Source organism: Spongiactinospora sp. TRM90649, assembly GCF_029382225.1.
Lineage (GTDB): Bacteria > Actinomycetota > Actinomycetes > Streptosporangiales > Streptosporangiaceae > Spongiactinospora.
This window is the reverse complement of record NZ_JARLTC010000022.1, coordinates 1-23,300: the sequence shown is the minus strand read 5'-3', so window position 1 is coordinate 23,300 and position 23,300 is coordinate 1. Positions and strand designations below refer to the sequence as shown.

19 protein-coding genes are annotated in these 23,300 nt (G+C 73.8%); 11 read left to right on the top strand and 8 right to left on the bottom strand.

Features of this window, described 5'->3' with window-relative positions; all coding sequences use genetic code 11:
- The first annotated feature begins 333 nt into the window (after nt 1–333).
- The 3 genes from P3X83_RS24930 to P3X83_RS24920 all read left to right on the top strand — a co-directional run bounded on the left by P3X83_RS24930 (nt 334) and on the right by P3X83_RS24920 (nt 4,435).
- The gene (locus tag P3X83_RS24930) at nt 334–870 is read left to right on the top strand and encodes a sigma-70 family RNA polymerase sigma factor (RefSeq protein ID WP_277307625.1); all 537 of its coding nucleotides are present in this window, start codon (nt 334–336) and stop codon (nt 868–870) included.
- The gene (locus tag P3X83_RS24925; RefSeq protein ID WP_277307624.1) at nt 867–1,376 is read left to right on the top strand and encodes a hypothetical protein; all 510 of its coding nucleotides are present in this window, start codon (nt 867–869) and stop codon (nt 1,374–1,376) included. The genes P3X83_RS24930 and P3X83_RS24925 overlap by 4 nt, the downstream gene beginning before the upstream one ends.
- 629 nt (nt 1,377–2,005) lie before the next feature.
- On the top strand, nt 2,006–4,435 hold the full coding sequence (locus P3X83_RS24920; protein WP_277307623.1) for a M4 family metallopeptidase: 2,430 nt from the start codon (nt 2,006–2,008) through the stop codon (nt 4,433–4,435).
- 67 nt (nt 4,436–4,502) lie between these two features.
- On the opposite strand, the gene P3X83_RS24915 is transcribed toward P3X83_RS24920, so the two are convergent.
- Genes P3X83_RS24915 through P3X83_RS24905 form a run of 3 tightly spaced genes read right to left on the bottom strand, consistent with a single transcriptional unit; the run spans nt 4,503 to nt 7,931 of the window.
- Nucleotides 4,503–4,862 (bottom strand): spore germination protein GerW family protein, encoded by a 360-nt coding sequence (locus P3X83_RS24915; RefSeq protein WP_277307622.1) that lies wholly within the window; start codon nt 4,860–4,862, stop codon nt 4,503–4,505.
- Nucleotides 4,863–4,908: 46 nt separating this feature from the next.
- Nucleotides 4,909–5,913, bottom strand: a complete 1,005-nt coding sequence (locus P3X83_RS24910) for a TAXI family TRAP transporter solute-binding subunit (RefSeq protein WP_277307620.1) — start codon at nt 5,911–5,913, stop codon at nt 4,909–4,911.
- Nucleotides 5,913–7,931 (bottom strand): TRAP transporter fused permease subunit, encoded by a 2,019-nt coding sequence (locus tag P3X83_RS24905; RefSeq protein WP_277307619.1) that lies wholly within the window; start codon nt 7,929–7,931, stop codon nt 5,913–5,915. The genes P3X83_RS24910 and P3X83_RS24905 overlap by 1 nt, the downstream gene beginning before the upstream one ends.
- 191 nt (nt 7,932–8,122) lie before the next feature.
- Between P3X83_RS24905 and P3X83_RS24900 the strand changes: the two genes are divergently transcribed.
- Nucleotides 8,123–8,809, top strand: a complete 687-nt coding sequence (locus tag P3X83_RS24900; protein ID WP_277307618.1) for a response regulator transcription factor — start codon at nt 8,123–8,125, stop codon at nt 8,807–8,809.
- A 20-nt stretch (nt 8,810–8,829) separates the two neighbouring features.
- On the top strand, nt 8,830–9,801 hold the full coding sequence (locus tag P3X83_RS24895) for a TAXI family TRAP transporter solute-binding subunit (protein ID WP_277307617.1): 972 nt from the start codon (nt 8,830–8,832) through the stop codon (nt 9,799–9,801).
- Here the strand turns inward: P3X83_RS24895 and P3X83_RS24890 are convergent.
- From P3X83_RS24890 to P3X83_RS24870, 5 genes are all read right to left on the bottom strand, one after another.
- Nucleotides 9,737–11,167 carry a HAMP domain-containing sensor histidine kinase gene (locus P3X83_RS24890; RefSeq protein ID WP_277307616.1) on the bottom strand — a complete coding sequence of 477 codons (1,431 nt, stop codon included), beginning with the start codon at nt 11,165–11,167 and terminating at the stop codon, nt 9,737–9,739. The genes P3X83_RS24895 and P3X83_RS24890 overlap by 65 nt on opposite strands.
- A gap of 97 nt (nt 11,168–11,264) precedes the next feature.
- A complete protein-coding gene (locus tag P3X83_RS24885; protein ID WP_277307615.1) occupies nt 11,265–12,020 on the bottom strand; it encodes a DUF4097 family beta strand repeat-containing protein in 756 nt (251 codons plus the stop codon).
- 198 nt (nt 12,021–12,218) lie between these two features.
- On the bottom strand, nt 12,219–12,503 hold the full coding sequence (locus P3X83_RS24880; protein ID WP_277307614.1) for a Fe-S cluster assembly protein HesB: 285 nt from the start codon (nt 12,501–12,503) through the stop codon (nt 12,219–12,221).
- A gap of 159 nt (nt 12,504–12,662) precedes the next feature.
- Nucleotides 12,663–13,964, bottom strand: coding sequence for an HEXXH motif-containing putative peptide modification protein (locus tag P3X83_RS24875; RefSeq protein ID WP_277307613.1), 1,302 nt, complete (start codon nt 13,962–13,964; stop codon nt 12,663–12,665).
- Nucleotides 13,961–15,145, bottom strand: a complete 1,185-nt coding sequence (locus P3X83_RS24870) for an FxsB family cyclophane-forming radical SAM/SPASM peptide maturase (RefSeq protein ID WP_277307612.1) — start codon at nt 15,143–15,145, stop codon at nt 13,961–13,963. Before P3X83_RS24870 ends, P3X83_RS24875 begins: the two co-directional genes overlap by 4 nt.
- 171 nt (nt 15,146–15,316) lie before the next feature.
- Between P3X83_RS24870 and fxsA the strand changes: the two genes are divergently transcribed.
- The 6 genes from fxsA to P3X83_RS24840 form a co-directional block, all read left to right on the top strand.
- On the top strand, nt 15,317–15,532 hold the full coding sequence (fxsA, locus tag P3X83_RS24865) for an FxSxx-COOH cyclophane-containing RiPP peptide (protein WP_277307611.1): 216 nt from the start codon (nt 15,317–15,319) through the stop codon (nt 15,530–15,532).
- Between the two features lie 86 nt (nt 15,533–15,618).
- On the top strand, nt 15,619–19,266 hold the full coding sequence (gene fxsT / locus P3X83_RS24860) for an FxSxx-COOH system tetratricopeptide repeat protein (protein WP_277307610.1): 3,648 nt from the start codon (nt 15,619–15,621) through the stop codon (nt 19,264–19,266).
- 22 nt (nt 19,267–19,288) lie between these two features.
- On the top strand, nt 19,289–20,278 hold the full coding sequence (locus P3X83_RS24855) for a hypothetical protein (protein WP_277307609.1): 990 nt from the start codon (nt 19,289–19,291) through the stop codon (nt 20,276–20,278).
- Nucleotides 20,262–21,392, top strand: coding sequence for a hypothetical protein (locus P3X83_RS24850; protein WP_277307608.1), 1,131 nt, complete (start codon nt 20,262–20,264; stop codon nt 21,390–21,392). Before P3X83_RS24855 ends, P3X83_RS24850 begins: the two co-directional genes overlap by 17 nt.
- 215 nt (nt 21,393–21,607) lie before the next feature.
- Nucleotides 21,608–22,735 (top strand): hypothetical protein, encoded by a 1,128-nt coding sequence (locus tag P3X83_RS24845; RefSeq protein WP_277307607.1) that lies wholly within the window; start codon nt 21,608–21,610, stop codon nt 22,733–22,735.
- The coding region (locus tag P3X83_RS24840) for a Clp protease N-terminal domain-containing protein (protein WP_277307606.1) at nt 22,735–23,300 on the top strand (566 nt) is incomplete at its 3' end. The genes P3X83_RS24845 and P3X83_RS24840, both read left to right, overlap by 1 nt.

Here is a 23,300-nt window from a genome sequence, read left to right as displayed (position 1 = left end):
CTTTCGCTTTGCCGCGCCGTCCGCGTGCGGAGCGCGCCCTTTCGCTCTGCCTTGACCCGGTTGGTCAACGCCCTCGGGTGCGACGGCGCCGCGGTGCGACCCGCTCGTCGCGGTCTCCAAGGCAAGGCCGGCGGTCCGCCGCATCGGCCATGGCACAGGCATCCAAGGCGGCCGGCGGCCAGGCCCGTGTCCAGTGGACCCCTACACCCGCCGCTGGCTGAGATCGGCCGCCCAGGAGGCGACGGCGGCGCGCTCGTGCTCGCGGGCGTCGCCTTGGGAATCGTGAACCTCGTCGGCCTCTCGCCCGACTGTGCAGGATGACGGGAGGACGAGATGACCGATGAGCTGCTGGTGATTCGCGCTCAGCTGGGCGAGCGGGCAGCGCTGGCCGAGCTGGTGGCTCGATGGCGCGCGCCGGTATGGACGTACGTGCGGCGCATGCTGGATGCCGAGCGGGCCGACGACGTGACGCAGGAGGTCTGGCTGGCCGTGGTCCGCGGCCTGCCCCGGCTCAGGGAACCGGGCCGGTTCGCGCCGTGGCTGTTCACGATCGCCCGGCGGTCGGTCACCGACCGGCTGCGCGGCGAGTACGCCCTGGCCGGGGAAACGTCCGGGTTCGGCGACCTGGTGGGCGAAGCAGGTGCCGAAGACCCGGTTGTGGCCATGCTGGATCGCGCCGCGCTGGTGAGCGCACTGGCAGATCTGCCACTGCTGGAGCGGGAGATCCTCGTCCTGTTCTACCTGGAGGACCTGTCCGTGGAGGAGTGCGCAGACATTTGCCAGATTCCGGCCGGAACGGTTAAGTCGCGCCTCAACCGCGCCCGTCGTCTGCTGCGTGAGCACCTAGAGGAGAAGGGATACAGGCCATGACCGAAGAGTCGCGCCTGTCGGCGCAGGACATGATCGATCGGCTGTCGCCGGTGCTGTCGCGGGGAATCCGGATCCGGGCGGTGGCGGCACTGCTGGCCGGCGTCCTCGGCACGGTGTTCGTGGGCACCTTGTGGTGGACGGAGCCCGGCCCGCTGCCCGGCCGCACACATCTGGCGTTCGCGCTGTTCACCGTGTTCTGCCTGGCCTGGACCGCCTACGGTGGTTGGCTGCTGACGCGGAGGGTCGTGCTGTTCGCCACCGACCGGGTGATCGCCGCCTGGATCGGCCTGGTCGCCTCGCTGGCCACCACGGCGGTCATGACCGTTGTGGCCGCGCAGCGAGGTACCGGCGTGGGGCTCGCCCTGGCGGTCGGGGGCCCGTTCGTCGCGGTCGCCCTGGCGCTGACGGTGCGCGCCCAGGCCCGGCGGGCCGCGCTGCTGCTCCGCAAGCACGAGCTGACCGGTATCACCTCGTGGGCGAGGGGAGACGAGCCAGGGGGCCGGTGACCGGCTCCAGTTCGCGGCGTATCACCCGGCGCATGGTCCACACCCATCGGACGCTCGGGACCTGCGCTGCGCGCCGTCGTCGGGCGGGAGCCGGCCCGGCACCCGGACACCGAGGTGTGGCGATGGCGGCGGCCAGGCTGTTCTCGTGGAGCAGCCACATGCACCGGAAGTAGGCGCGGAGCGGCGGGATGTCGTCGATCAGCGCGCGGAACTCGCGGAACAGACGCGGGGCTGCCCCCGGACGACCCGGCCGCCAGGGCCTTCGCCCATTTCGCCCTGGAAGCGGCGTTCCTCACCGATGGCGGCGGCGAATCGGACATCGAGCCCGACATCGTCCTGGACCGCGTGTTCGATCTGCTGGAGAACGGCTGGAAGGCCATCGGGGACGAAACCCGCTGAACGGCCCGTCCGGTGCGCCGTCAACTGTCGAACATTTACTGAAAGGACTCCCCGGAATCCTTCCGGGTCCCTTTGTTGACCTGCGCCGACGCTTGTGCCCGGCCATAAATGGAAGTTATGGCAAGGCGGAGGGTGGCAAATCCTCACAAGCGATGTCACGTTGAGCAAAGCCCGGCCGGCCAGGCTCCCCTCGGTCCTTGATCAGGGCCCCGTGAGAGGAGTCATCGCACGTGAGAAGCACGACGAGCAGGGGGATCGTATCGATCCTGGCGGGCACCGCCATGATCTCGGCCCTGTTGGCCGTACCGGGCGCCGCCGCGTCCGCGCAGCCCGTGGAAACCGCCCGGACCCTGAAATCGGCCCAGGCCGTGAAATCCGTCAAGGCGGTGAAATCCGCCCGGACCGAGAATTCGGCCTCGGCGTACGGGCCGCCGGACGAGAAGGCCAGAGCCCGGGCCCTGGATCTGGCCACCCGGTACTTATCCAGCGGCCAGGCCGCCCTCGAGCGGTCGCCGGACGACCGGTTCGGCAAGCCCAAGGCCGTCTTCGGCGCCGGTGGGCTGCAGTTCCTCTCCTTCCCGCGCACCTATCGTGGCCTGCCGGTGTACGGCGGCGACGTGAACTTCATGATCAGCCGTGACGGCGGCACCCTGCACCACACCACCTCGGCTCAGCGGGCCGAGATCGACGTGTCGGTCACCCCCACCGTGGACAAGGCCAAGGCGTCGTCGATCGCCCTCGCCACGGCGGGGGCGGGCGCCGCCGTCCGGTCGGCGACCCTGGTGGTGCACGCCTCCGGGGCCACCCCCCGGACGGCCTGGGACGTCGTCACCGAGGGCAGGACCTCGGTGGGCGTGCCGACCGGGAAGCACGTGTTCGTGGACGCGACCGGCGGCAAGGTCCTGGAGAGCTGGGACACCGTACGCCACGGCGTGGGCCACTCCAACTACAACGGCGACCCGGTGCGGTTCGACACCAGCCAGGTCGAGGGCGGATACGCGCTGACCGACCCGTCGCGGCCCGGGATCTCCTGCGGCCCCCGCACCGGGAGCTTCGACGGCAGCGACGACGAGTGGGGCGACGGGTCGGGCACCGACCTGGAGACAGCCTGCGTGGACACCATGTTCGCGGCCCAGCGCCAGTGGGACATGCTGCGCGAGTGGACCGGCCGCGACGGCATCGACGGCCAGGGCAACGGCGTCCCGGCCACGGTGGGCTGGGACTTCGCCAACGCCACCTACTCGCGCACCGGCATCTGGATGGGCCGCAACTCGGCGAACACCCGGCAGATGACCCCCATGGACGTGGTCGGCCACGAGTACGGGCACGGGGTCTACGACTTCTCCGGCTCCGGCGGCATGGGCAACGGCGGCTGGATGGCCGCGATGAACGAGTCCACCGGCGACATCCTCGGCGCCATGCTGGAGCACTACGTCGGGCATCCCGACTCGCTCGACGAGCCCGACTACCTGGTCGGCGAAGAGGTGAACCTGTTCGGCACCGGGCCGATCCGCAACATGTACGACCCGTCGCGGATCGACGACCATCCGAACTGCTTCAGCCAGACCGCGCCGGACGCCCACGTGGGCGCGGGCGCCCAGAACCATTGGTTCTACCTGCTCGCCGAGGGCTCCAACCCGACCAACGGCAACCCCGCCAGCCCGACCTGCGACGGCGAGCGGGTGACCGGCATCGGGATCAGGAAGGCCGGGCAGATCTTCGTCAACGCCCTCCAGATGAAGAGCGTCAGCTGGGGCCCCGAGGCCGCCCGGCTGGCCACGGTGCGGACGGCGCAGGCGCTGTTCCCCACCTCCTGCGCGGAGATCAAGGCGGTCAAGGCGGCCTGGTCGGCGGTCAACGTGCCCCCTCAGCCGGGTGAGGTCGTCGTCGAGTGCCCGCAGGAGACGTTCGACCTGAGCGTCTCGCCCGGCTCGGGCAGCGTTCCGGCCGGTAACGCGGTGCGTGCCGAGATCCGGACCAGCAGCACGCAGAGCCCGCCCCCGGTGATCGAGCTGACCTCCACCGGCGCCCCGGAGGGCGTCGCGGTGAACATCGAGCCCACGAAGGTCACGGCGGGCGGTACGGCGGCCGTGACGATCTCGACGCGGATCGACGCGCGCCCCGGCGTCTACCGGCTCCAGCTCATCGGCAGGGCGGCGGCGTTCACCCAGAGCGCCACCTACGAGCTGACGGTCACCGCGCCGCTGCCGAAGCTGCCGATGGCGGTGAACCCGAGCACGCTCACCCTCGACGGCGAGCTGAAGGGGGCGGCGACCGTGACCACCGGCCCGGCCGGAGGCCCGCCCATCGTCGTGCGCCTGGCGGCCTCGGGGCTTCCGGCGGGGATGACCGCCACCTTCACGCCCGTCGACATCACCCCGGGCGACCGGTCGGCGCTCGCGATCGCGGCGACGCGGCAGACCCCGCCGGGCACCTACCAGGTGACGCTGACGGCGACCGGGCCGGTGTCCGCCACGACCACCCTCACCGTGCGGGTCCCCGAGCCCGACCCGCGCCCGAAGGACTGGCGGGCGTGGACCCGCTACAAGGCGGGCGACCTCGTGACCTACGGCGGCAAGACCTACCGCTGCCGCCAGGCCCACACCTCCCAGCCCGACTGGACCCCGCCGAGGACCCCGGTCCTGTGGTCCCGCGTGTGACCGCCTGACCAGGAACGACGGAACGGCCCCGGGGACGCTATGGCGCCCCCGGGGCCTTTCACAACGGTCAGCGGGACTTGCGGCGGCCCTTGGTGCGGATGCGGACGATGGCGCGGGCGGTGAGGAGACCGATCACCGCCACGATCTGCGTGCCGATGATGAGCCGGTTGATGTCGAGGGCGGGATGCCAGCGGACGTTGCCGTCCTTGATCACGAAGACGCCCGCCGGCGCCGCGCCGAGGCCGTAGCCGCCGCCCGACCCCTGTTCGGCGAACTCGCCGCGCTGTTTGCCCTTGCCGCCGCCTCCGCCGCTGGCCACCCGGGCGACGGGGATGACGGTGACACCGTCGTGCGTGATCGGTTCCCCGAAGACCCGCTTCACAGTCGCGGCGTCCTGCGACTGTTCGACCATCTCCATGACGTCCATCACCGTCTCCTCTCGGCCATGCCTGCCCTCAACTACTACCCCGCGATCATCGGTTCGCGTAGTAGTCGCTCGCACCAGGATGCAGGGGAACCGGTTCGGTCCTCGCGGCGACCGCCCGTTCGATGTTCCCGGCCTCGGGGTGGACCTTGGCCAGTTCGTCGCGATGGTCGAAGAGCAGCCTGGTCAGGTCCCTGGCGAGGGGGCCGGGCATCGAATCGGAGACCACGAGCAGGTTGGGCACGGAGATGCCGGGCACGTCGGACGGCGTGCCGTACACCGCCTTGCCGATCCGCGACTCCTGGTAGACCTGTCCGTACTCGGCCCGCAGTTTGGGCAGCAGGTCGGCGACCGGCACGAACACCACCTGGTCCTTCATGCTCACGGTCAGGTCGGTGATGCCCCCGGTGGGCAGGCCGCCCGACCAGAAGAGGGCGTCCAGGGTGCCGTCCTTGATCCCCTGGACGGTCTCCGGCAGCGACAGGGCCTGCCCGCGTATGTCGGTGGCCGGGTTCAGCTCCGCCGCCGCCAGCAGCCGCCGCGCGATGACCTCGGTCCCCGAGTTGGGCGAACCCGTGGAGATCCGCTTGCCGCGCATCCCGGCCACCGAGCGGATCCCGGAGTCGGCCCGCGCGATGACGTGCGTGTGGTTGGGGTAGATCCGGGCCAGCGCCTTGATCGGCTGCGGCGAGGTGAACGCGCCGCGCCCGGTGGCGGCGTCGGCGGCCACGTCGGCCAGGGTGAAGGCGATGTCGGAGTCGCCCCGCGCCACCCGCTGGATGTTCTCGACGGACGCGCCGGTGGCCTCGGCCGTCGCCTGGTAGCCGGGCAGCGACCGGCTGATGAGGTCGGCGTAACCGCCGCCGAGCTGGTAGTACACGCCGGTGGTGTTGCCGGTGGCGATGGACAGGCGGCCCCCGGCGTAGGGGGCCTGGCCGCCGGGGGCGGTCCCGCTCCCGCAGGCCGTGATGGCGGTCAGCAGGAGCACGAGCAGGGCGACGGGCCCGAGGACCAGACGGGGGCCCGGCGAACACGGGGCGAACGGAGCGCGCATCAGATTCCTTCCGGATCGTGGTGGGAGAACACGAGATGGATCAGGACCGCCGCGGCCAGCAGCGCCGCCCCGACGACCGCGCCCCAGGGGGTGAGGGTCAGCAGGAGCGCCGCCGCCGTGGCGCACAGCACCCGCTCCGGCGGGCGCGCGCGGCGCACCAGCCACCCGCCGGTCGCGCAGGCGAGCGCGGCGACCGCCGTGGCGCACACGGCCAGCGCCATCAGGACCTGGGGGAGAGGCGCCCGCCACAGCAGCGCCTCTCCGGCCGGGGAGAGCACGAAGGCGAACGGCACCAGGAAGGCCGGAAGCGTGTACTTCCAGGTCTGCATCATGGTCGAGAAGGCGTTGCCGCCCGTGATGGCCGCCGCCGCGACCGCCGCCAGCGCCGTCGGCGGGGTGACCTCGGAGAGCACCGCGTAGTAGAAGACGAACATGTACGACGCCTCGGGCGTCACCCCGAGCGTCTGCAGCGCCGGGCCGATCACCACGGCCGCGATGATGAACGACGCGGTCACCGGGACGGCCAGCCCGAGCAGCAGCACCGCCGCCGCGGCCAGCAGCGCGGTCAGCGCCGGGACCCCGCCCGCGAGGTCCACGATGATCCGCGAGGACTTCAGGCCCAGGCCGGTCAGGGTGACCACCCCGGCGATGATCCCGGCGGCGGCCGTGGTGGCGGCGACGGGCAGCACGCCGAGCGTCCCGGCGGCCAGCGCCCGCGCGGCCCGGCGCGGGCCGAGCCGTCGCCGGCGGTCCAGGAACGACAGGGCGAAGGCCAGGACGGTGCTGTAGACGACGGCGCGGAACGGTGAGACGCCCAGCGCCATCAGCGCCACCATCGCGACCAGCGAGGAGAGGTGGTAGCCGGATCGGGCCAGCACCCGCCACACGGGCGGCGAGTCCACGGGGACGCCGCGAGTGCCGTACCGGCGGGAGTCGATCTCGACGGCGAGCACGACGCCCAGGTAGTAGAGGATCGTCGGGACGACGGCGTAGAGCAGCACCGTCACGTACGAGACCTTCAGGTACTCCGCGATGATGAAGGCCGCCGCGCCCAGCGTGGGCGGCGAGAGCAGCGCGCCGATCCCGGCCGCCGCCAGCACGCCGCCGCCCTGCGCGGGCGGGTAACCGGCCCGCCGCAGCACCGGCCACGCGACGCTGCCGAGCGACACCGCCGTCGCGGTGCCCGACCCGGAGACCGTGCCCATCAGGAACCCGGCCAGCGTCACGGTACGGCCCGGCGCCGCGCCCGACCGCCGGAAGGCGGCCAGCGACACCTCCACGAAGAACGCGCTCGCCCCGGAGTGTTCGAGCACCGCGCCGTAGACGGTGAACAACACGATGTAGGTCGCGGCCACGTCGAGCGGCACGCCGAACAGCCCCTCGGTGCCCATGTAGAGCTGCACCAGCAGCCGGTCCACGCCGTAGCCCCGGTGCCCGAGCACCGAGTCCACCGGCAGCAGCCCCCCGAACCACGCGTAGGCGGCGAACCCCAGGCAGATGACCGGCAGCGCCGCCCCGACGGTGCGCCGCGTGGCCTCCAGCACGAGGATCACGCACGCGCCGGCCATGAACAGGTCGAGCGTGGAGGGCTCGACCGTCCGCCGGATGAAGTCGTCGAACCCGGCCAGCGGGTAGGCGCTCACCACGACCGACACCACGGCCAGGCCCCAGTCCACCGCCCCATGCCGCCCCCGGCGGTAGAGGAGGAAGGTGAGCGGAAGCACCAGCGCGAGAAAGCTCATCCGGTACGGCAGCACCGGCAACGGCCGGAACGTCACGTAGATCGCGTACACCGAGACCAGGAACGCGACCCCGTACACCACCCCCGCCGTAACCCCCACCGGCCGCCGCGGCACGGCCCCCTCGGCGAGCGCCTCCTGCGGGACGCTCCCTTCGCCCGGTGCGATGAGGGCGGACGGCCGCTGCGGCCCGGGGGCGGTCGAGGCGTCGCCGTCGGGTGGGGCCTTCGGGGGGCTTTCGTTGGGGGTTTTGCCGCTGGTGGGTGTGGGGGACGTCATCGGCCACCTCCCGGGTGGTTGGCCGCGGTGCGGCCGGTTGCCGGAAACGTAGGTGGGGGCCGGGGCGGGGTGGAAGCGATCGGCGGGGTTCTTGATGTGGTCTTGAGGAAGACGCGTGAGGGTGTTAAGCCCGCATCAAATTCGGGGCGCGTCCACAGGTCAGGGTGGCGTGTCCGGCTTACGATGCCCCTATGAGCGGGAATCCCCCTCCGCGCAGGACGCGCGTGCTCGTGGTCGAGGACGACCTGCGGGTGGCCGGGGCGCTGGTGGCCGGGTTGCGGCTGCAGGGCTTCGAGGTGCTGCCCGCGTACACCGCCGCCGAGGCGCTCGCCGCGCCCACGGTCGACCTGGTGCTGCTCGACCTGTGCCTGCCCGACGCCAAGGGCGTGGACCTCTGCCGGCGGCTGCGCGCGTCCGGGGCCGACATGGGCGTGATCGCGGTCACCTCGCTCGGGGAGACCCACGACCGGGTGGCCGGGCTGCACGCCGGGGCCGACGACTACATGGTCAAGCCGATCTCCATGCCGGAGCTGTGCGCCCGCATCGAGGCGGTGCTGCGCCGGGTACGGCCCAGGCCGGAGGGGCCGTTCGTGATCGGCGGCCTGCGCGTCGATCCGGCGGCGCGGGCCGTCACCCGCGACGGCCGGGCGATCACGCTGACCCGCAAGGAGTTCGACCTGCTGACCTGCCTGGCCCGCGCCGCGGGAACCGTGGTCCCGAGGAGGCGGCTGTTCGCCGAGGTGTGGGGCACCACCTGGCGGGGCGTCGGGCGGGCGCTCGACGTCCACATGGCGACGCTGCGGGCCAAGCTCGGGGATCCGCCGCTGATCGAGACCGAGCGCGGAGTGGGGTACCGCCTGCCGTCCGCCGCCGCCTGAGCGGCCACGGGAGACCGGGGATGCCCAGAAGATCGCTCCGCGCCGCGCGGTGGGGCCTGCGGGCGATCGCCGCGATCATCGCGCTGGGCGCGGTCGCGTGCGGCGGCGCGCAGGAGCCGCCGGAGCCCCACGGCCCGCTGCGGATCGCCGCCGGCAGCGATCGCGGCGTCTACTCCGTCTACGGCGGCGCGCTCGCGCACCTGGCCGGGGAACGCCTCCCCGGCACGGCGGCCTCCGCGCTGGCGACCGTTGGGAGCGTGGAGAACATCCAACTGGTCACCTCGGGGCGGGCGGAGGCCGGGTTCGCGCTTGCCGATGTCGCCGCCGACGCCGTCGCCGGGCGCGCGCCCTTCGACGGCAGGCGGCGGATCCGCGCGCTGGCGTGGCTGTACGACAACTACGTCCAGCTCGTCGTGCGCGACCACGGCCCGGTCCGGGATCTGGCCGGCCTCGCGGGCAAGCGGGTCTCGATCGGCGCGCCCGGCTCGGGCACGGCGATCGTCGGGGAGCGCATCCTGAAGATCGCCGGGCTGTGGGACCGCGTCTCGCTCAGGCGGCTGGAGATCGCCCCTTCGGCCGAGGCCCTCGGCGCGGGCGAGATCGACGCGTTCTTCTGGAGCGGCGGGCTGCCCAGCGCGGCCATCACCGACCTGCGCGCCACCATGGGCGTGCGGCTGATCGACCTGGGCCCGGTGGCCGCCGACCTCACCGAACGGTACGGCGAGCTGTACGCCGAGACGGTCGTCCCCGCCTCGGTGTACGGCCTGGCCGGCGCGGTCACCTCGGTAAGCGTGCCGAACTACCTGATCGTGCGCGACGACCTGCCGGAGGCCACCGGCTACTGGCTGACGAGGATCCTGTTCGAGGAGCAGCCCCGGCTCGCCGAGATCCACCCCGAGGCCCGCCGCCTCGACCCTGGCGCGGCCATCATGACGTATCCGCTGGAACTGCATCCCGGGGCGATCCGCTGGTACCGCTCTCAGCATCGCTGAGCGGTAGCCGGATGAGCACCCGCAGGCCGCGGGGCCGCGCGGCGGTCAGCTCCATGGACCCGCCGCTGCCCTCCACCAGGCGGTGGGTGACGGCCAGCCCGAGGCCGGTGCCCGCCGTGTTCTGGTGTCGCGGGCTGCGCCAGAAGCGATCGCCGGCCCGGCCGAGTTCCGCGCCGGGCAGCCCCTCGCCGCCGTCGCGCACGACGATCTCGGCGGCGCCGCCGTCGCGGCGGACGCTCACCTCGACCGGTTCGCCCCCGCCGAACTTCAGCGCGTTGTCCAGCAGCGCGTTCAGCGCGTGGTCGAGCAGGCCGGGCAGGCAGGAGGCGGTCACGCCCGGCGGGACGTCCGCGCTCAGCGGGGTGGCCTCGGCCTCGTAGGCGGCGGTCCAGGCGCGCACCCGCTGTTGGACGGCGACGGAGACGTCCACCGGTTCGGGGCGCGCGTCGAGCGCCTCGGCGCGGGCCAGGCGGAGCAGGCCGTCCACGGTGTCGCCGAGCCGGTCGGTCTCCTCGACGGCGAAGCGCAGCTCCTCGCGGCCCAGCGGATCGCGGGTGCACGACTCGGCGTTCTCCAGCCGCAGGCGCAGCGCGGTGAGCGGGTTGCGCAACTGGTGGGAGGCATCGGCGACGAACTCGCGCTGCGCCCTGGCCGCCGAGGCCAGGCCGTCGGCCATGGCGTTGAAGCTCGCCGCGAGGCGTCGCAGCTCGGGCGGGCCGGTGCGGTCGGAGACGGGGCCGACCGGCCGTCCGGATCCGACGCTGTGCGCGGCCTCGTCCAGTTCGTGCACGGGGCGCAGCACCCACCGCACCAGCGGCACGGCCACCCCGAGGACGACGGCGAGCAGCGCGAGCAGTCCGCCCGCGCCGACGTAGAAGAGCCGCCTGGCGACCTCGCCCCTGGCGGCTCCGGTGGGCGAGACGGTGACCGCCGCGCCGAGGACGCGGTTGTCCCTGATGACCGGTTCGACCACGACGTACGGCCGGGCGTCCCACGGCCACAGCACGTGGGGCCGCTGCGGCGGGCGCCCGGCCAGGCCGCGCAGCACCGGCTGCGCGATGCCTGGGGCGTCGGTCCTGATCCCGGCGCGCGAGGCGGCGACCAGCTCGCCGTCGGCGTCCACGACGAAGGCGGGACTGTCGTACAGGGCGTCGTAGCGGGCCAGGTCGGCCCGCAGGCGGGCGGTGGGGCGGCCGGTGGTCAGGGCGGGTTCGGCCGCGTCGGCGAAGCGGCCGGTGTCGTCGGCCCGGCCGATGAACATCTCCTGCGAGGTCTGCTCGGCCCCGGTGACGGCGAGCGGCAGCCCCAGCGCCGCCACCAGTCCCGAGACCAGCGCTATGACGATCATCATCAGCCGTCTGCGCACGACGCCTCACCTCGTGCCCAGCCTACGAGCGGCGCCCCGGCGGCGCGCCGCTCTTCAGAACCCCGGCCCTTCGGATTCCGGCCTCAGAACCCCGGCTTCACGACGCGCGTGTGGTCCGCAGCCGGACATCCTCGCTGACGCTGCGGACCACGACGATCCGCTCGCTCTTCGGGGCGTGGCGCACGGTGGACCGCTTGCTGCCCTCCCGCGACGACGCGGTGACCCGGTAGGAACCCTCCACCTCCGGGAGGGTCGCGGTGACCCGGCCGTCCGTGGACATCGCGCGGACCTCGGCCGGGGCGGTGGCGAACGACAGGTCGATGTCGCCGCTGCCGGAGCGGGCGCGGACCACGCCCGAGCGGGCCCCGGTGACGGTCAGGCGGCCGTCGCCGGTGTTCAGGCGCACCGCCCCGAGGGCGTTCTCCACGCGGACGTCGCCGGTGCGCGTGGTCACCTCGACGTCGCCGGGCATCCCCGTCAGGCGAACGTTGTCGTCCGGCACGTTCACGGTCAGCTTCCGGGTGCCGGGCACCCGCACGAGGTAACGCCCGCCGCAGTCACCGATGATCATTTGGCAGTTCGCGGTGAGCGTGAGCGTGTCTCCGCGCATCGACCACGTGGCGTTGCCGTCGTTCGCGGCCTTGCCGCGCACCCAGCGCTCCACCTTGAGCGTCGGGCCGTTTCCCGCGACCACGTGGACCTTCACGCCGGACTTGATGGTGAGCGCGCCCGCCGGGAGCGGGAAGTCGCGCACGTCATGGCGTTCCTTGGAGTCGAATGTGACATCGACCCCGCAGGACGCGAGCGTCGTGGCCGCCGCGAGGGCGCCCGCCAGAACCAGGATCCTCCTCATGCCGTCGAGGATTCCGTTCGCCCGGGTATGCGGGTATCGTCCGGCGGGCCGATCACCGGGGCGCGGCCTCAGCCGTTCGGCCGACCCCTGGAACGGCCCCTAAGCCCCCTGAAACGCGCGAACCCCCGCCCGATGGCGGCCGGAGCCGTCACCAGAGGGGGTTTCCGCATGTGGGCGGGGGCGACGCGGCCCCCCGGATCATCCTTGTTCGGCCAGCCGGAAAGACGGGCTTCCCTGGGCGTCGACGTCGGCGTCGAGCGACTTGGTGTCCAGGGCGTCCGCGGCCACCGGGTCGAGGTAGACGCGAGCCCCCTCGACCTCGATCACCTGGTCGGAACCGGAGGGTCCCTCCGAGATCGACAGGACCAGCGATCCCGCCTGATCGGCCTGGGACGCGATGCGGATGCCCGCGTCCTGCGCTCCGGTCGACTGCGCGGTCAGGTCACGGATCACCTGGACGGCGTTGTCGGTCAGCGTGAGCACTATGACTCCTCATCGTGTCGGTTCAGGTACCCGTCCCGCCCTGCCCGCTCACATCCGCCTCAATCCTTCAGGGCGGCACGAATCTCGGATTCTCATCCTTGCCTTGGCTGGTGGAGGGGCCACAGTGACTTCACAGGACTTCACCGGACTTCACGGGCCTCACGTGTGCTCGGACAGCCAGCGGGCGCGGTGGCGCGAGGCCGTGCGGCGGGCGTGGCGCAGCGCGTCCGGCGGCACCTGGTCCCGTTGCCAGGAGGCCAGCACCACCCGCATCTCGGTGACGAAGGCCGTGCCGAGCGCGGTGAGCCCGCCGCTGCCGAGCAGCGAGGCCGACACCTCGGCCGCGGCGTCCCGCCAGCGGGCGTATCGGGCGTGGGCGTCGAACGCCGCCGCCCGGTCGCGCTCCAGCTCCCGCTGCCTGCGCCAGAACCGCGCGATCCCGAGATGGGCGTAGGCGCCCTGGAGCAGTCCGCCGAGCGGGCGCGGGTCGCTGCGCCACGGGGCGTAGTAGCCGCCCTGCGGCGCTGGACGGACCAGGTCGAACATGTCGATCAGCGCGGCCAGCTTGGCGTGCTGCGCCTCGTGCGCCAGCGCCTCGGCGACCTGCGCTGGGCCGGGCGGCGACGACAGGGCCAGGCAGCCGGAGGCGGCGCGGGAGGTCGCGCTGCGGTAGCCGGACGGCGGGTCGGCGAGCGGGACGAGCACGCCGAACGCCTCGGCGCACTCGGCCGCCGCCCAGGCGTGGTGCCCGGCCAGCAGCCGCCAGCCCGCCCCCAGCCGCTCGTGCCAGGACCGCAGCTCGGCGGCGGGCAGCCGGGAGCGGCGTTCCAGACTGCCGGGGAAACGATAGGGGTCCACGTCGTCGGTGAGCAGGCGCATCCGGGCCTGCGGCGCGTGCAGCGGGAGACGGCGCAGGCCCTGCCAGTGCGGGGTCTCGCCGTACCGGTCGTGGGGGAGACAGACGCGAAGACGGCCCGCGCGCAACTCGGTGTCCCGGCCGTCGGAGCGCAGCACGACCCGGCCGGGCGGCACGAGCGCCCTGCCCAGGCCGGGCAGGGTGAGCCCGTCAGCCTCCGCCCGCAGGTCCAGTTCGACGGCGACGCGGCCGAGCACGGCGGCCGAGGCCGCGACGGCGGCGAGCCGGTCGGGACGCGCGGCGGGGCCGCCGTGCAGCAGGTCGCGGAGCGCGGCGAGGGCCCAGGAGCCCACGGCGGGATGGCGGACGACCGTCTCGGCCGCGAGGGGGGCGGCCCGCCGTACGGCGTGCAGCGCGGCCAGCGCGTCGGCCGCGACGGCGGCGGCCGGGTGACGCCGCTCGGCCGCCCGCGCCGCCACCGCGGTCAGCAGCAGCAGGTGCTTGCTGTGCTGGGCGGGGGAGAGGGCGCGCAGCACGGCCACGCCGTCCTCGCCGCGCGCCATGGACAGCAGCGTCCGCCGGGGCAGCGTGTGGGCCGGGGTCATGCGACGCGCGCCGCCGGGAGGTCGCGGGCGACGCGGGCCCGGATGTGCCGGATCAGCCGGTACAGGTCGCGGCAGTACACCGACGGGTTGGCGAAGCCGCCGCCCTCCTCGTAGCGGTGGGCGTAGTGGCCGCCGCCGCAGACCCGCACGACGGGGCAGGCACGGCATTCGGCGGCGAGCGCCGCCGCGCCGATCTGCCGGGCGGCCACGCCGGGCAGCAGCAGCGCCCGGTCGAAGGGGTCGCGGTCCACGTGCAGGCCGGTGTGCGCGGCCCCGTCGTGCGCGGACTTGAGCGCGTCGGTCTGCTCAAGCCCGCCGTCCGTCTCGACCACCACGACGCCGACGGGCGCCAGCCCGACGCCCTCCATCCGCGACCTGCCGCCGAGCAGCAGGCCGATGATCTCGTCGAACAGCCGCACGGACACCCGGCGGGGCGTGGTGGCGTACCAGCGGTCGAAGATCGCGATCAGCCAGTCGGCGTAAGGCGTGCCGTCCACCGACCACCCCGGCGGCGGCGCGGACCGGTTCGCGTGCGGCAGCAGGAAGTCCACGGCCGGAGGGGAGTGGCGCAGCAGCTCCTCGTAGACCTCGATCGGGTCGGCGCGCACGTCGACTGTGCACAGCAGGCCGGAGAACAGCGCCCGGTACGGCTCGCGCCCCAGCAGCGCCAGCGCCCGCGCCACGCTCGCGTGGCTGCCCCTGCCTCCGGCGGTGCGCCGGTGCCGGTCGTGCACCCGCGCGGTGCCGTCGAGGCTGACGCCGACCGCCACCCGCAGCTCGGCGAACAGCCGCAGGTAGGTCTCGTCCAGGCGCACGCCGTTGGTCTGCGCGCTCACCGCGACCCGGGTGGGCGGGGCCACCGCCCGCCGGATCTCCGCGACCAGGCCCGCGAGGTGGGCGGGCGGGCACAGCAGCGGCTCGCCGCCGTGCAGCACCACGTGCACGCTCGGCAGCCGGTGCCGGGCGGCGTGCTCGGCGATCCGCGCGGCGGCGCGCGCGGCCACGGCGAGGGACATCATGCGCGGCCGGTCGCGCCAGCTCCGGTCGGGGCCGGAGTAGACGTAGCAGTAGTCGCACGCGAGGTCGCAGCGGCTGTGCGCCTTGAGGACGAACGTCCGGAACGGCCGGGGCCGCCACCCCCGGGCCAGCAGCGCCGCGACGTCCGGATGTGGGGCGGGCATAGGGACCGTACCTCGCCTGATGAGGAATAGGGATTTATTCCAGCATAGCGAGATGTGGTGGGCTGTGAAGCATCTCGATAATATGGGGATATTGGCCGTGGATTTGTGCGCGGTGCGATATGAATATCGCCGACGCTAACCGAGGGAGCCGATGGTCATGAGGGCACGGCGATGAACGGAGGCGGGGAAGCCGAGCACGACCTGCGGTCGGAGCTGATCGACCTGCGCGGCCTGTCGCCCGATGCCCTCGACGCCCTGGCGGTGTCGCCGGAAAGCCCGCTGGCGCTGGCGTTGCGGCGGGTCTGCCGCGACGCGGAGGAGCCGCCCGAGTTGTTCTGCTCGGGTTTCGACTCCGCCATGTCGCCACCGGAGGAAACGTACGGTTGACGCCGGTCGTATCGGCGCCGACGCGATTGTGGCAGAGTGGTGGCCGGGCGGCTGTCGCCGTCCTACGCTAGCAAAATGGGGCGGCGATGAACGGCGGATCCAATCAGCCCGGAATCATCATCTCCTTTCATTCGCTGCGCGGGGGAACCGGCGGCACCATGACGATCGCCAACGTGGCCGTCATTCTCGCCACGGCGGGCAAACGGGTGCTCGTCTCCGACACCGCGCCGTCCGCGCCCGCCCTGCGGCGCTACCTCGGCAGGTTCCTGCCCCACGCCCGCCACGGCCCGGCCGCCCAGGCCGAGCCGGTCTCCCTCGACCTCGGCGGCCTCGCGGGCGCCGGCGGATGCCTCGACCTCGCTGTCGTCCTCGACGACGAGGCGTCGGGTCCCTCCGGCTGGGGTGAGCCCGCCGCGGTCCGCAAGCGCCTGCGCGACGCGGGCTACGACTACGTGCTCGCCAGGATCCCGGCCCGCACCGGACCGGCCGCGCTGCGCTGGTCGGCGCTGCTGTCCGACATCGCGGTGATCGGCTTTCCGCTGAGCCCGTCGGCCATCGCCGAGGCCGCCGAGGCGGTCGGCAGGATCGGCGCCACCGGAGGCGCGGCGCGGGTGCTGCCGCTGCCGATGATGGTCGACCACACCCGCACCGACCGGCTGGAGGCGGCCAGGCGGCTGCTGCGGGAGAGCCTGGGCGCGTCGCCGCTGGTCATCACCACCGACGTGGAGATCCCCTACAGCGGCGAGCACTACTTCACCGACGAGCTGGCCGTGCTGAGCGAGCCCGCCACCCGCAGCGGGCTGCGCGACGCCTACGAGGGCGTGGCCGCGCGCCTCACCGGCGGCCTGGTCACCAGCCCGCGCCGGGTCTCGGTCGTGCACACCTCCCACTACCGCGTGTGGGGCGAGTGGCTGAGCGCCCAGATCTCCGGGGCGGGCCTGCGGGTCAGGGAGATCCCGCTGCGCGGGCTGGCCGAGGAGGCCCCCGCCGGGCTGGGCGGCGACGCGCTCGTCCTCGTGGTCTCGCCCGCCCGGCTGAGCCTGGACGAAACCGACCGGCTCGACGTGCTCACCGGCGCGTGGCGCGAAACCGGCGCCGACGGGATGGAGAGCGGCCTGGTGTTCGTCAGGGTCGACGACGACACCCTGGCCGGGGCGCCCCGTGGCGTGCCCGAACTCGACATCAGGGGCGAGGAGGAGGTCGTGATCAAGGCCGACCTCCGCAGACGGCTGCGCATCCGCGACCCGCTGCCGGTCGGCCCGGGCCCGGCCCGCTTCCCCCGCATGCCCACCGCGCACAACCTGCCCACGGCCGAGCGGCCCTTCGTCGGGCGGCAGCGGATGCTCAACCAGTTACGCGACCGGCTGCTCACCTCGCCCGGCGGCCGCTGCGTCCTGCACGGCGGCCCCGGCGTGGGCAAGAGCGAGGTCGCCCTCGAATACGCGCACCGCTTCCTCGGCGGCTACGACATCGTCTGGTGGATCCGCGGCGAGCACGAGGACAAGGCCCGCGAAGACCTCCGCGCCCTCGCGCAGCGGCTGGAACTGCCCGAGGGCGGCGACGCCGTCGCGGCCGTGCTGCGCTACCTGTCCGCCGCCGAGGCGCGCTGGCTGCTGGTCTTCGACGACCTCGACCGTCCGGAAGACCTCCCCGGGCTGGTGCCCGCCGAAGGCGGCCACGTGCTGCTGACCACCCGCAGGCGTCCTGGCGACGACCGCACCGCCCACCTGGCCGTCGGGCCGCTGTCCCCGGCCGAGAGCGCGGCGCTGCTGCGGCGCGGCGACCCGCACATCACCACCGACGACGCCCGGCAGGTGACCAGCATGCTGGCCGGCATGCCGCTGGCCACCGAGATGGCCCGCGCGTGGCTGGCCAGGGCGGCGGCCGACCCGCTGCGCGCCCGCGTGCCGCTGCGCGAGCGTGCCGCCCAGGCGATCGCCGAGCTGCGCGTCACCTACGGCAGGGTCAGCCGCAGGCTGGAGGCCGCCCGCCGGTCGGCCCAGGACGACGGCGCCGACCTGCGGCCGGTCGCCCCGCACGAGTCGATGGTCGCCGCCGCGCTGGAGTCCCTGGAGCCCGCCGAACTGTGGATCATGCAGGCGTGCTCCTACCTGAGCCCCGACGGCGTCTCCCTCGACCTGTTGCGCTCGCCCGCCTTCCTGGCCCCGCTGAGCGGCCTCGGCGGCCCCATCGGCGACCCGCTGGAGATCGACGCCGTCCTTTCGAGCCTGCGCGGCTACGGCATGGCCAGGATCGTGCACGGCCGGGGCGAGTCGCTGCGCACGCACCGGCTGGTGCGCGACTGCGTCGCGGCCTCCATGGACCCCGCCACGCGCGATCGCCGCGGGAAGGAGGTCGCGCGGGGGCTCGCCGCGTTCGCCCCCGCAGAGAACGAGGGCCCTGGCGACCTTCTCGCCCACCGGTTCGGCGAGCTGAACCGCCACCTGCTGCCCAGCCGCGCCGTGGAGAGCGCCGACCCCGCCGTGCGCCGGTGGGTGATCGACCAGGTGCGCCACCTGTTCCGCCTCCAGGACCACAGCACCTGGCGGCGCGCGCTGCGGATCGGCGAGCTGGCCCTCGGCGAGTGGACCTCCGGCGGCGACCCGTCCCTGGTGCCCGAACTCCGCGTGCAGATCGCCAACGTGCAGCGCGAGCTGGGCGACCACGCCGCCGCCGCCCGGCACAGCGAGGCCGCGCTCGGGGCCCTGGTCCGCCGGGGCGCGAAGTCGGTCAGGGCGCTGCACGCCGCCATGGTGCACGGCGCCGACCTGCGCGCCCAGGGCGACTTCGACCTCGCCTACCTGCGCAGTAGCGCCGCCTGGACCGGCCTCGACCGGCTGCTCGGCCCGCACAGCCCGCACACCGGCCGGGCGCTGAACAACCTCGCCGTGTCCGCCTCGCTGGCCGGGAAGCCCTACGAGGCCGAAGACCTCGCCCGGCGCTGCCACCTCGACCGCGCCGCCCTGTACGGCGAGGCCGACCCCGCCACCTGGTGGACCGGCTGCAACCTCGCCTACTTCATGCGCGAACTCGGCGACGACGAGGGCTCCCTGGAACTCCTGCGGCGCGGCCTCGGCCTGCTCGCCCCCGCGCAGGCCAAGGCCCCCGGCCCGCGCGGCCTGCTGCTGCTGCGCGTCGAATGCGGGATCGCGGTCTGCGAGCGGCGGCTCGGCCGCTCCTTCGAGGCGCTGAGCCGCGACACCGAGGCGCTCGACGAACTGCGCGAGGTGGTCGGCGAGCGCCACGCCGCGACCGTGCTCTGCTCGGCCGCCATCGCCGCCGACCTGCACGCCGAGGGCGACCACGCGGGCGCCGTGGTGCGCGCGCACCGCGCGGTGAGCATGTTCCGCGACGTGTTCGGCGAACGCCACCCGCACGGATACGCGCTGCAGGCCAACCTGGCGACCTACCTGCGCGCGGTCGGCGACACCGCCGAGGCGGCCCGGCTGGGCGCGCAGAGCTGCGAGGCGCTCGCCGACCGGCTCGGGCCGCGCCACCCGCTGGCCCTCGCCGCCGAGGTCAACCACGCCAACAGCCTGGCCCCGCGTGACAGGAATCTCGCCGTGGACCGGATGGCCGGGGCGCTGGAACGGCTGCTCTACTTCTACGGACCCGGCCATCCCCACGTGCGGATCTGCGAGCGAAACCTCGCCGACCTGCGCCGGGAGAGCCTCGGCGGACGCCACGACCCGAGCCGCAGGCGCGACATCGACATCGAGGTCATGCCGTACTGAACCGACCAGCGAAAGGACGCCCATGACGGCGAAGGGGGACCCGCCTCCGTGCGTGATCAGGCGCTCTCCGTACGGCGGCGCGGCCTATGACAACATCATCGGCCTGTGCGCCGAGGGGTTCACCGGCACGGCCGGGCTGCACGCCGTCGGCTACTTCGACCACGGGTTCCACGCCTTCTCCCTCGACCTGATCGGGCACACCCCCGAACTGCTCGGCGGGCGCGACGCCGAGAACGTCCGCGCGGGCTACGAGAGCGCCTTCCACCAGTTCGTGATCAACGTCGAGCGGATGGACCGCCTGCTCGCCGAACTTGAGACCGGCGACCTCATCCGGACCGTCGTCGAGACCTCCGACCGGGCCATCCACTGCGGCTGGGTCTACCCGGGCGAATACGTCGTGGGCGCGACCCTCGACCGGGCGGCGGCCGACACCATGGACGCGGCGATGTCGGAGCTGGCGACGACGATCCGCGACCGGGCGTTCAGCCAGCCGGGCCGGATGCCGGGCGGCGACTCCAAGGCCGAGCCCGGCGGGCTGGCCGAACCGGTCAGGCCGGTCCTGGTGCGCGGCGACGCGCTCGGCGACACCGCCTTCAGGCGGCTCGGCGAGCTGTGCGCGCCGATGCTCGGCGCGGGCGACCTGCACTACGTGGCGCTGCACGTGGACTGGGAGTTCCGGTTCTCGGCCGACGTCTTCGACAACACGGTCCTCGACTCCTGGTTCCACCGGCTGTCCAGGGAGATGCGGCGCAAGCAGTACCTCGACGTGGCCCGGCGGCTCCAGCGCGACCTGGCCGAGCTGACCCACGCGCTGTGGAGGTTCACCCACGAGCCGTTCCGGCGAGTGGTGCTCGACGTGGAGTCCGGCGCCATCTACGTCTACCCGCTCGGCCGCAGCGGCGCGTTCCTGCTCGGCGTCACCCTCTCCCAGCCGATGGTGACGCGCGCCGAGGAGCGGATGCGCACGCTGCTGCCCGAGGTGGAGCGGGTCCTCGATGAGACGCCGCCCTGACGCCCGTCCGCGCCTGTCCGGCGCGGGCGGACGGCTGGCCGTCGCACTCCTCGTGGTGGCGGCCGGCGCGGGCGTGGCCGTCGCGGTCTCCGGGGTCGGCGAGTTCGTCGGCTCCCCGCCCTACATGTACGCGGTCACCGCGCTGCTGTCGGTGGGCCTCTACAGCGGGGCGCACGGCATCACCCGCGAGGTCACCGCCGACCTGCGCACGGTGGTCATCGCGGTGACGGTGGGCGTGCTGGCCAAGGCCGCGCTGATCGGCGGGGTGATGTACGCCTTCTCCCGGCGGCCCGAGTCGCTGCTGCTCGGCGTGGCCGTCGCGCAGATCGACCCGCTGTCGGTGGCCGCCCTGATCGGCGGCTCCCGGATGTCCGCCCGGGCCAAGAACCTGCTGCTGGCCTGGGCGTCCTTCGACGACCCGATCACGGCGCTGCTCACCGTCTACCTCAGCGCCGTGCTGCTCGGCGGGCAGGGCGGGCTGGGCGCCTACCTGGCGACGCTGTGGGGCAACGCCGCGCTCGCCGGGGTCGTGCTGGCAGTGTGGCTGTCGGCCCGCTGGGCGGCGCGCCGGTACCAGTGGCCGGTGCTGCACGATCCGCCCACGGCCCGCATCGCGGGCGTCGCGGTGCTGCTGGCCGCGCTGGTGGTCGCCGTGCAGCAGTTCCTGGTGCTGGGCATCGCGCTGATCGGGCTGTTCCTGCGGCCCGGCGTCGATCGGGCCCTCGGCCGGCTGCTGAACGGCGCCTTCCTGGTGGCCGCGTTCGCGCTGGGCCTGCTGCTGCCCGGCGGGGTCGATCCGGTGGGCGGCGTGGTGCTCGGGGTCACCGCCTTCGCCGCCCAGATCGTCGTGGGCGGGCTGATCCCCGCACGCGGGCTCACCCGGACGGAACGGGTCTACCTCGCGCTCGGCCAGCAGAACGGGATAACCGCGATCATGCTGGCGCTGGCCCTGTTACCGGGGGTGCCGTGGGCGGTGGCCGTCGTCGTCCCGGCGATCCTGACGGTGAACGTGCTGCACCTGATCGCGAACACGCTCTGGGAGCGGCTGGACACCGCCGGGCAGCGCCGCCTGGCCGCGCGCGTGGTGCCGATGCGGGTGGGCGCCGACGAGTAGGTCTGCCCGCCGGTCCAGGATGTGAAGCCTCGTTCGGCTACTGGCTGAATCGAGCCCGCCGCCCCCGCCCCGCGCCTAAAGTTGTGCGCAGGCGGAGCACCCGCCGGCGTCCTGTGCGACCGCCCACGCCGATCGCGCGCGAAGGCCAAGAGTCCCCGACTCAGTGCGCCGGTCGACCAGTGCGGCGTCTTCGTGCCGCCCGATGGTTAGGAGGCGTGGGCCTGTCGGAGGGCGAAGTGGGCCAAGACCAGCATTCGGTGATCGACGACCAGCACGACCGTTCCAGGGCGGCCCGCAGGCGCAGGGCCTCACCCGACCGGGCGCGCAGGCGGGCGATCCGGGCGCGGGCGGCGATGGCCGGGGTCTCCTACTCGGTGGCGGCGCGCTGGCTCGACGCCTGGCCCGACGACCCCGGCGAGTTCCCGGCCACCCGGGGGCGCACGGTCTATCCCGCGAACACCGACCGGCAACGCCGCGGGCTGCTGGCCGTCCGCGCCAGGCGAAGCCTCGCCGAGCGGGTGCGCGACGCCGAGACGGCGGCGGCCCTGCCGTACGGCCGGGCCCGGCACCTCGCCCAACGCTTCCCCCCGACGCGCGGCGAGAAGGGCACCGGTGTCGGCGGCCTGTACGACGGCGAGGCCCGCGAAGACCTGCTGGCCCTCCTCTACCTCACGGTCCTCCCTCCGGCACGCGACCGGAAGGGCACGGGGGTCGCCTCCCTGTGCCCCGGCGAGTGCCGCGAACACATGCCGTCTCCGCTCGATCTCACCGTGTCCCTCCCGGCGGCCGGTGGAGAGGGCGCCGGCCTCGGCGGGGCATCGTCCCTGGTGCCGCCGCGTGGCGAGCTGGCCCGTGCCGCCGAGCTGGGCGACGAGACCGCGATCGACCTCGTGTGCGCCCCGCTCGACCGGGCGGCCCGGCTCGCGCTCGACGACGAACCCGCCGAGCTGCGCGCGCGGGCCCGCGCCGCGCTGGCCGGGGAGCGCGCCCGTCCCGGCACCGGGGCGGAGGCCGCCCGGCTGGCGGCATCCACCGTGTCCCTCGCCGCCCGCGACCCGCTCCGCTGGGCGGAGCTCCCGTTCGACGGCGCGCGGCACATCCTCGACGCCCTGCTGATCGCGACCGGTGACGGCCACGCCCCCGGCACCCGCGTGCGCGTCACCTCCGGCGACCACGCAGGGCAGGGCGCGACCGTCACCGGCGCGCTGTGGAACCCCACCGGGCCGCCGAGGGCCTACCGCGTGCACCCCGACCGTGCTCGGGCGAGCATCATCGCCGACCCCCGCGACCTCGTCGTGTTCGGCTGCCGCGCCCCGCTCGCCACATCCCGTCAGGAGGTCTGATGTTCGAGAGGTTCACCGACCGCGCCAGGCGGATCGTCGTACTGGCCCACGAGGAGGCCAAGGCCCTCAACCACAACTCGATCGGCACCGAGCACTTCCTGCTCGGCCTGATCCGCGAGGGCGAGGGCATCGCCGCCAAGTCCCTGGAGAGCCTCGGCGTCGGGTTCGACGCGGCCCACCGGCAGATCGAGGAGCTCATCGGCCGTGGGCCCTCGGAGCCGACGGGCCACATCCCGTTCACCCCGCGCGCCAAGAAGGTCCTTGAGCTGTCCCTGCGCGAGGCGCTGCAACTCGGCCACGACTACATCGGCACCGAGCACCTGCTGCTCGGCATCGTCCGCGAGGGCGAGGGCACCGCGGTGCGGGTGCTGGTCCGGCTGGGGGCCGAGCCCGAGGCGGTGCGCAAGCGGGTGGTCCAGTCGCTGCACGCGGGCCCCGACCCGGACGGCGGGCGCACCGAGGAGGTCACGCCCGCCAACTCGCCGGTGCTCGATCAGTTCGGGCGCAACCTGACCCAGGCGGCCAGGGAGGGCAAGCTCGACCCGGTCATCGGCCGGGAGAAGGA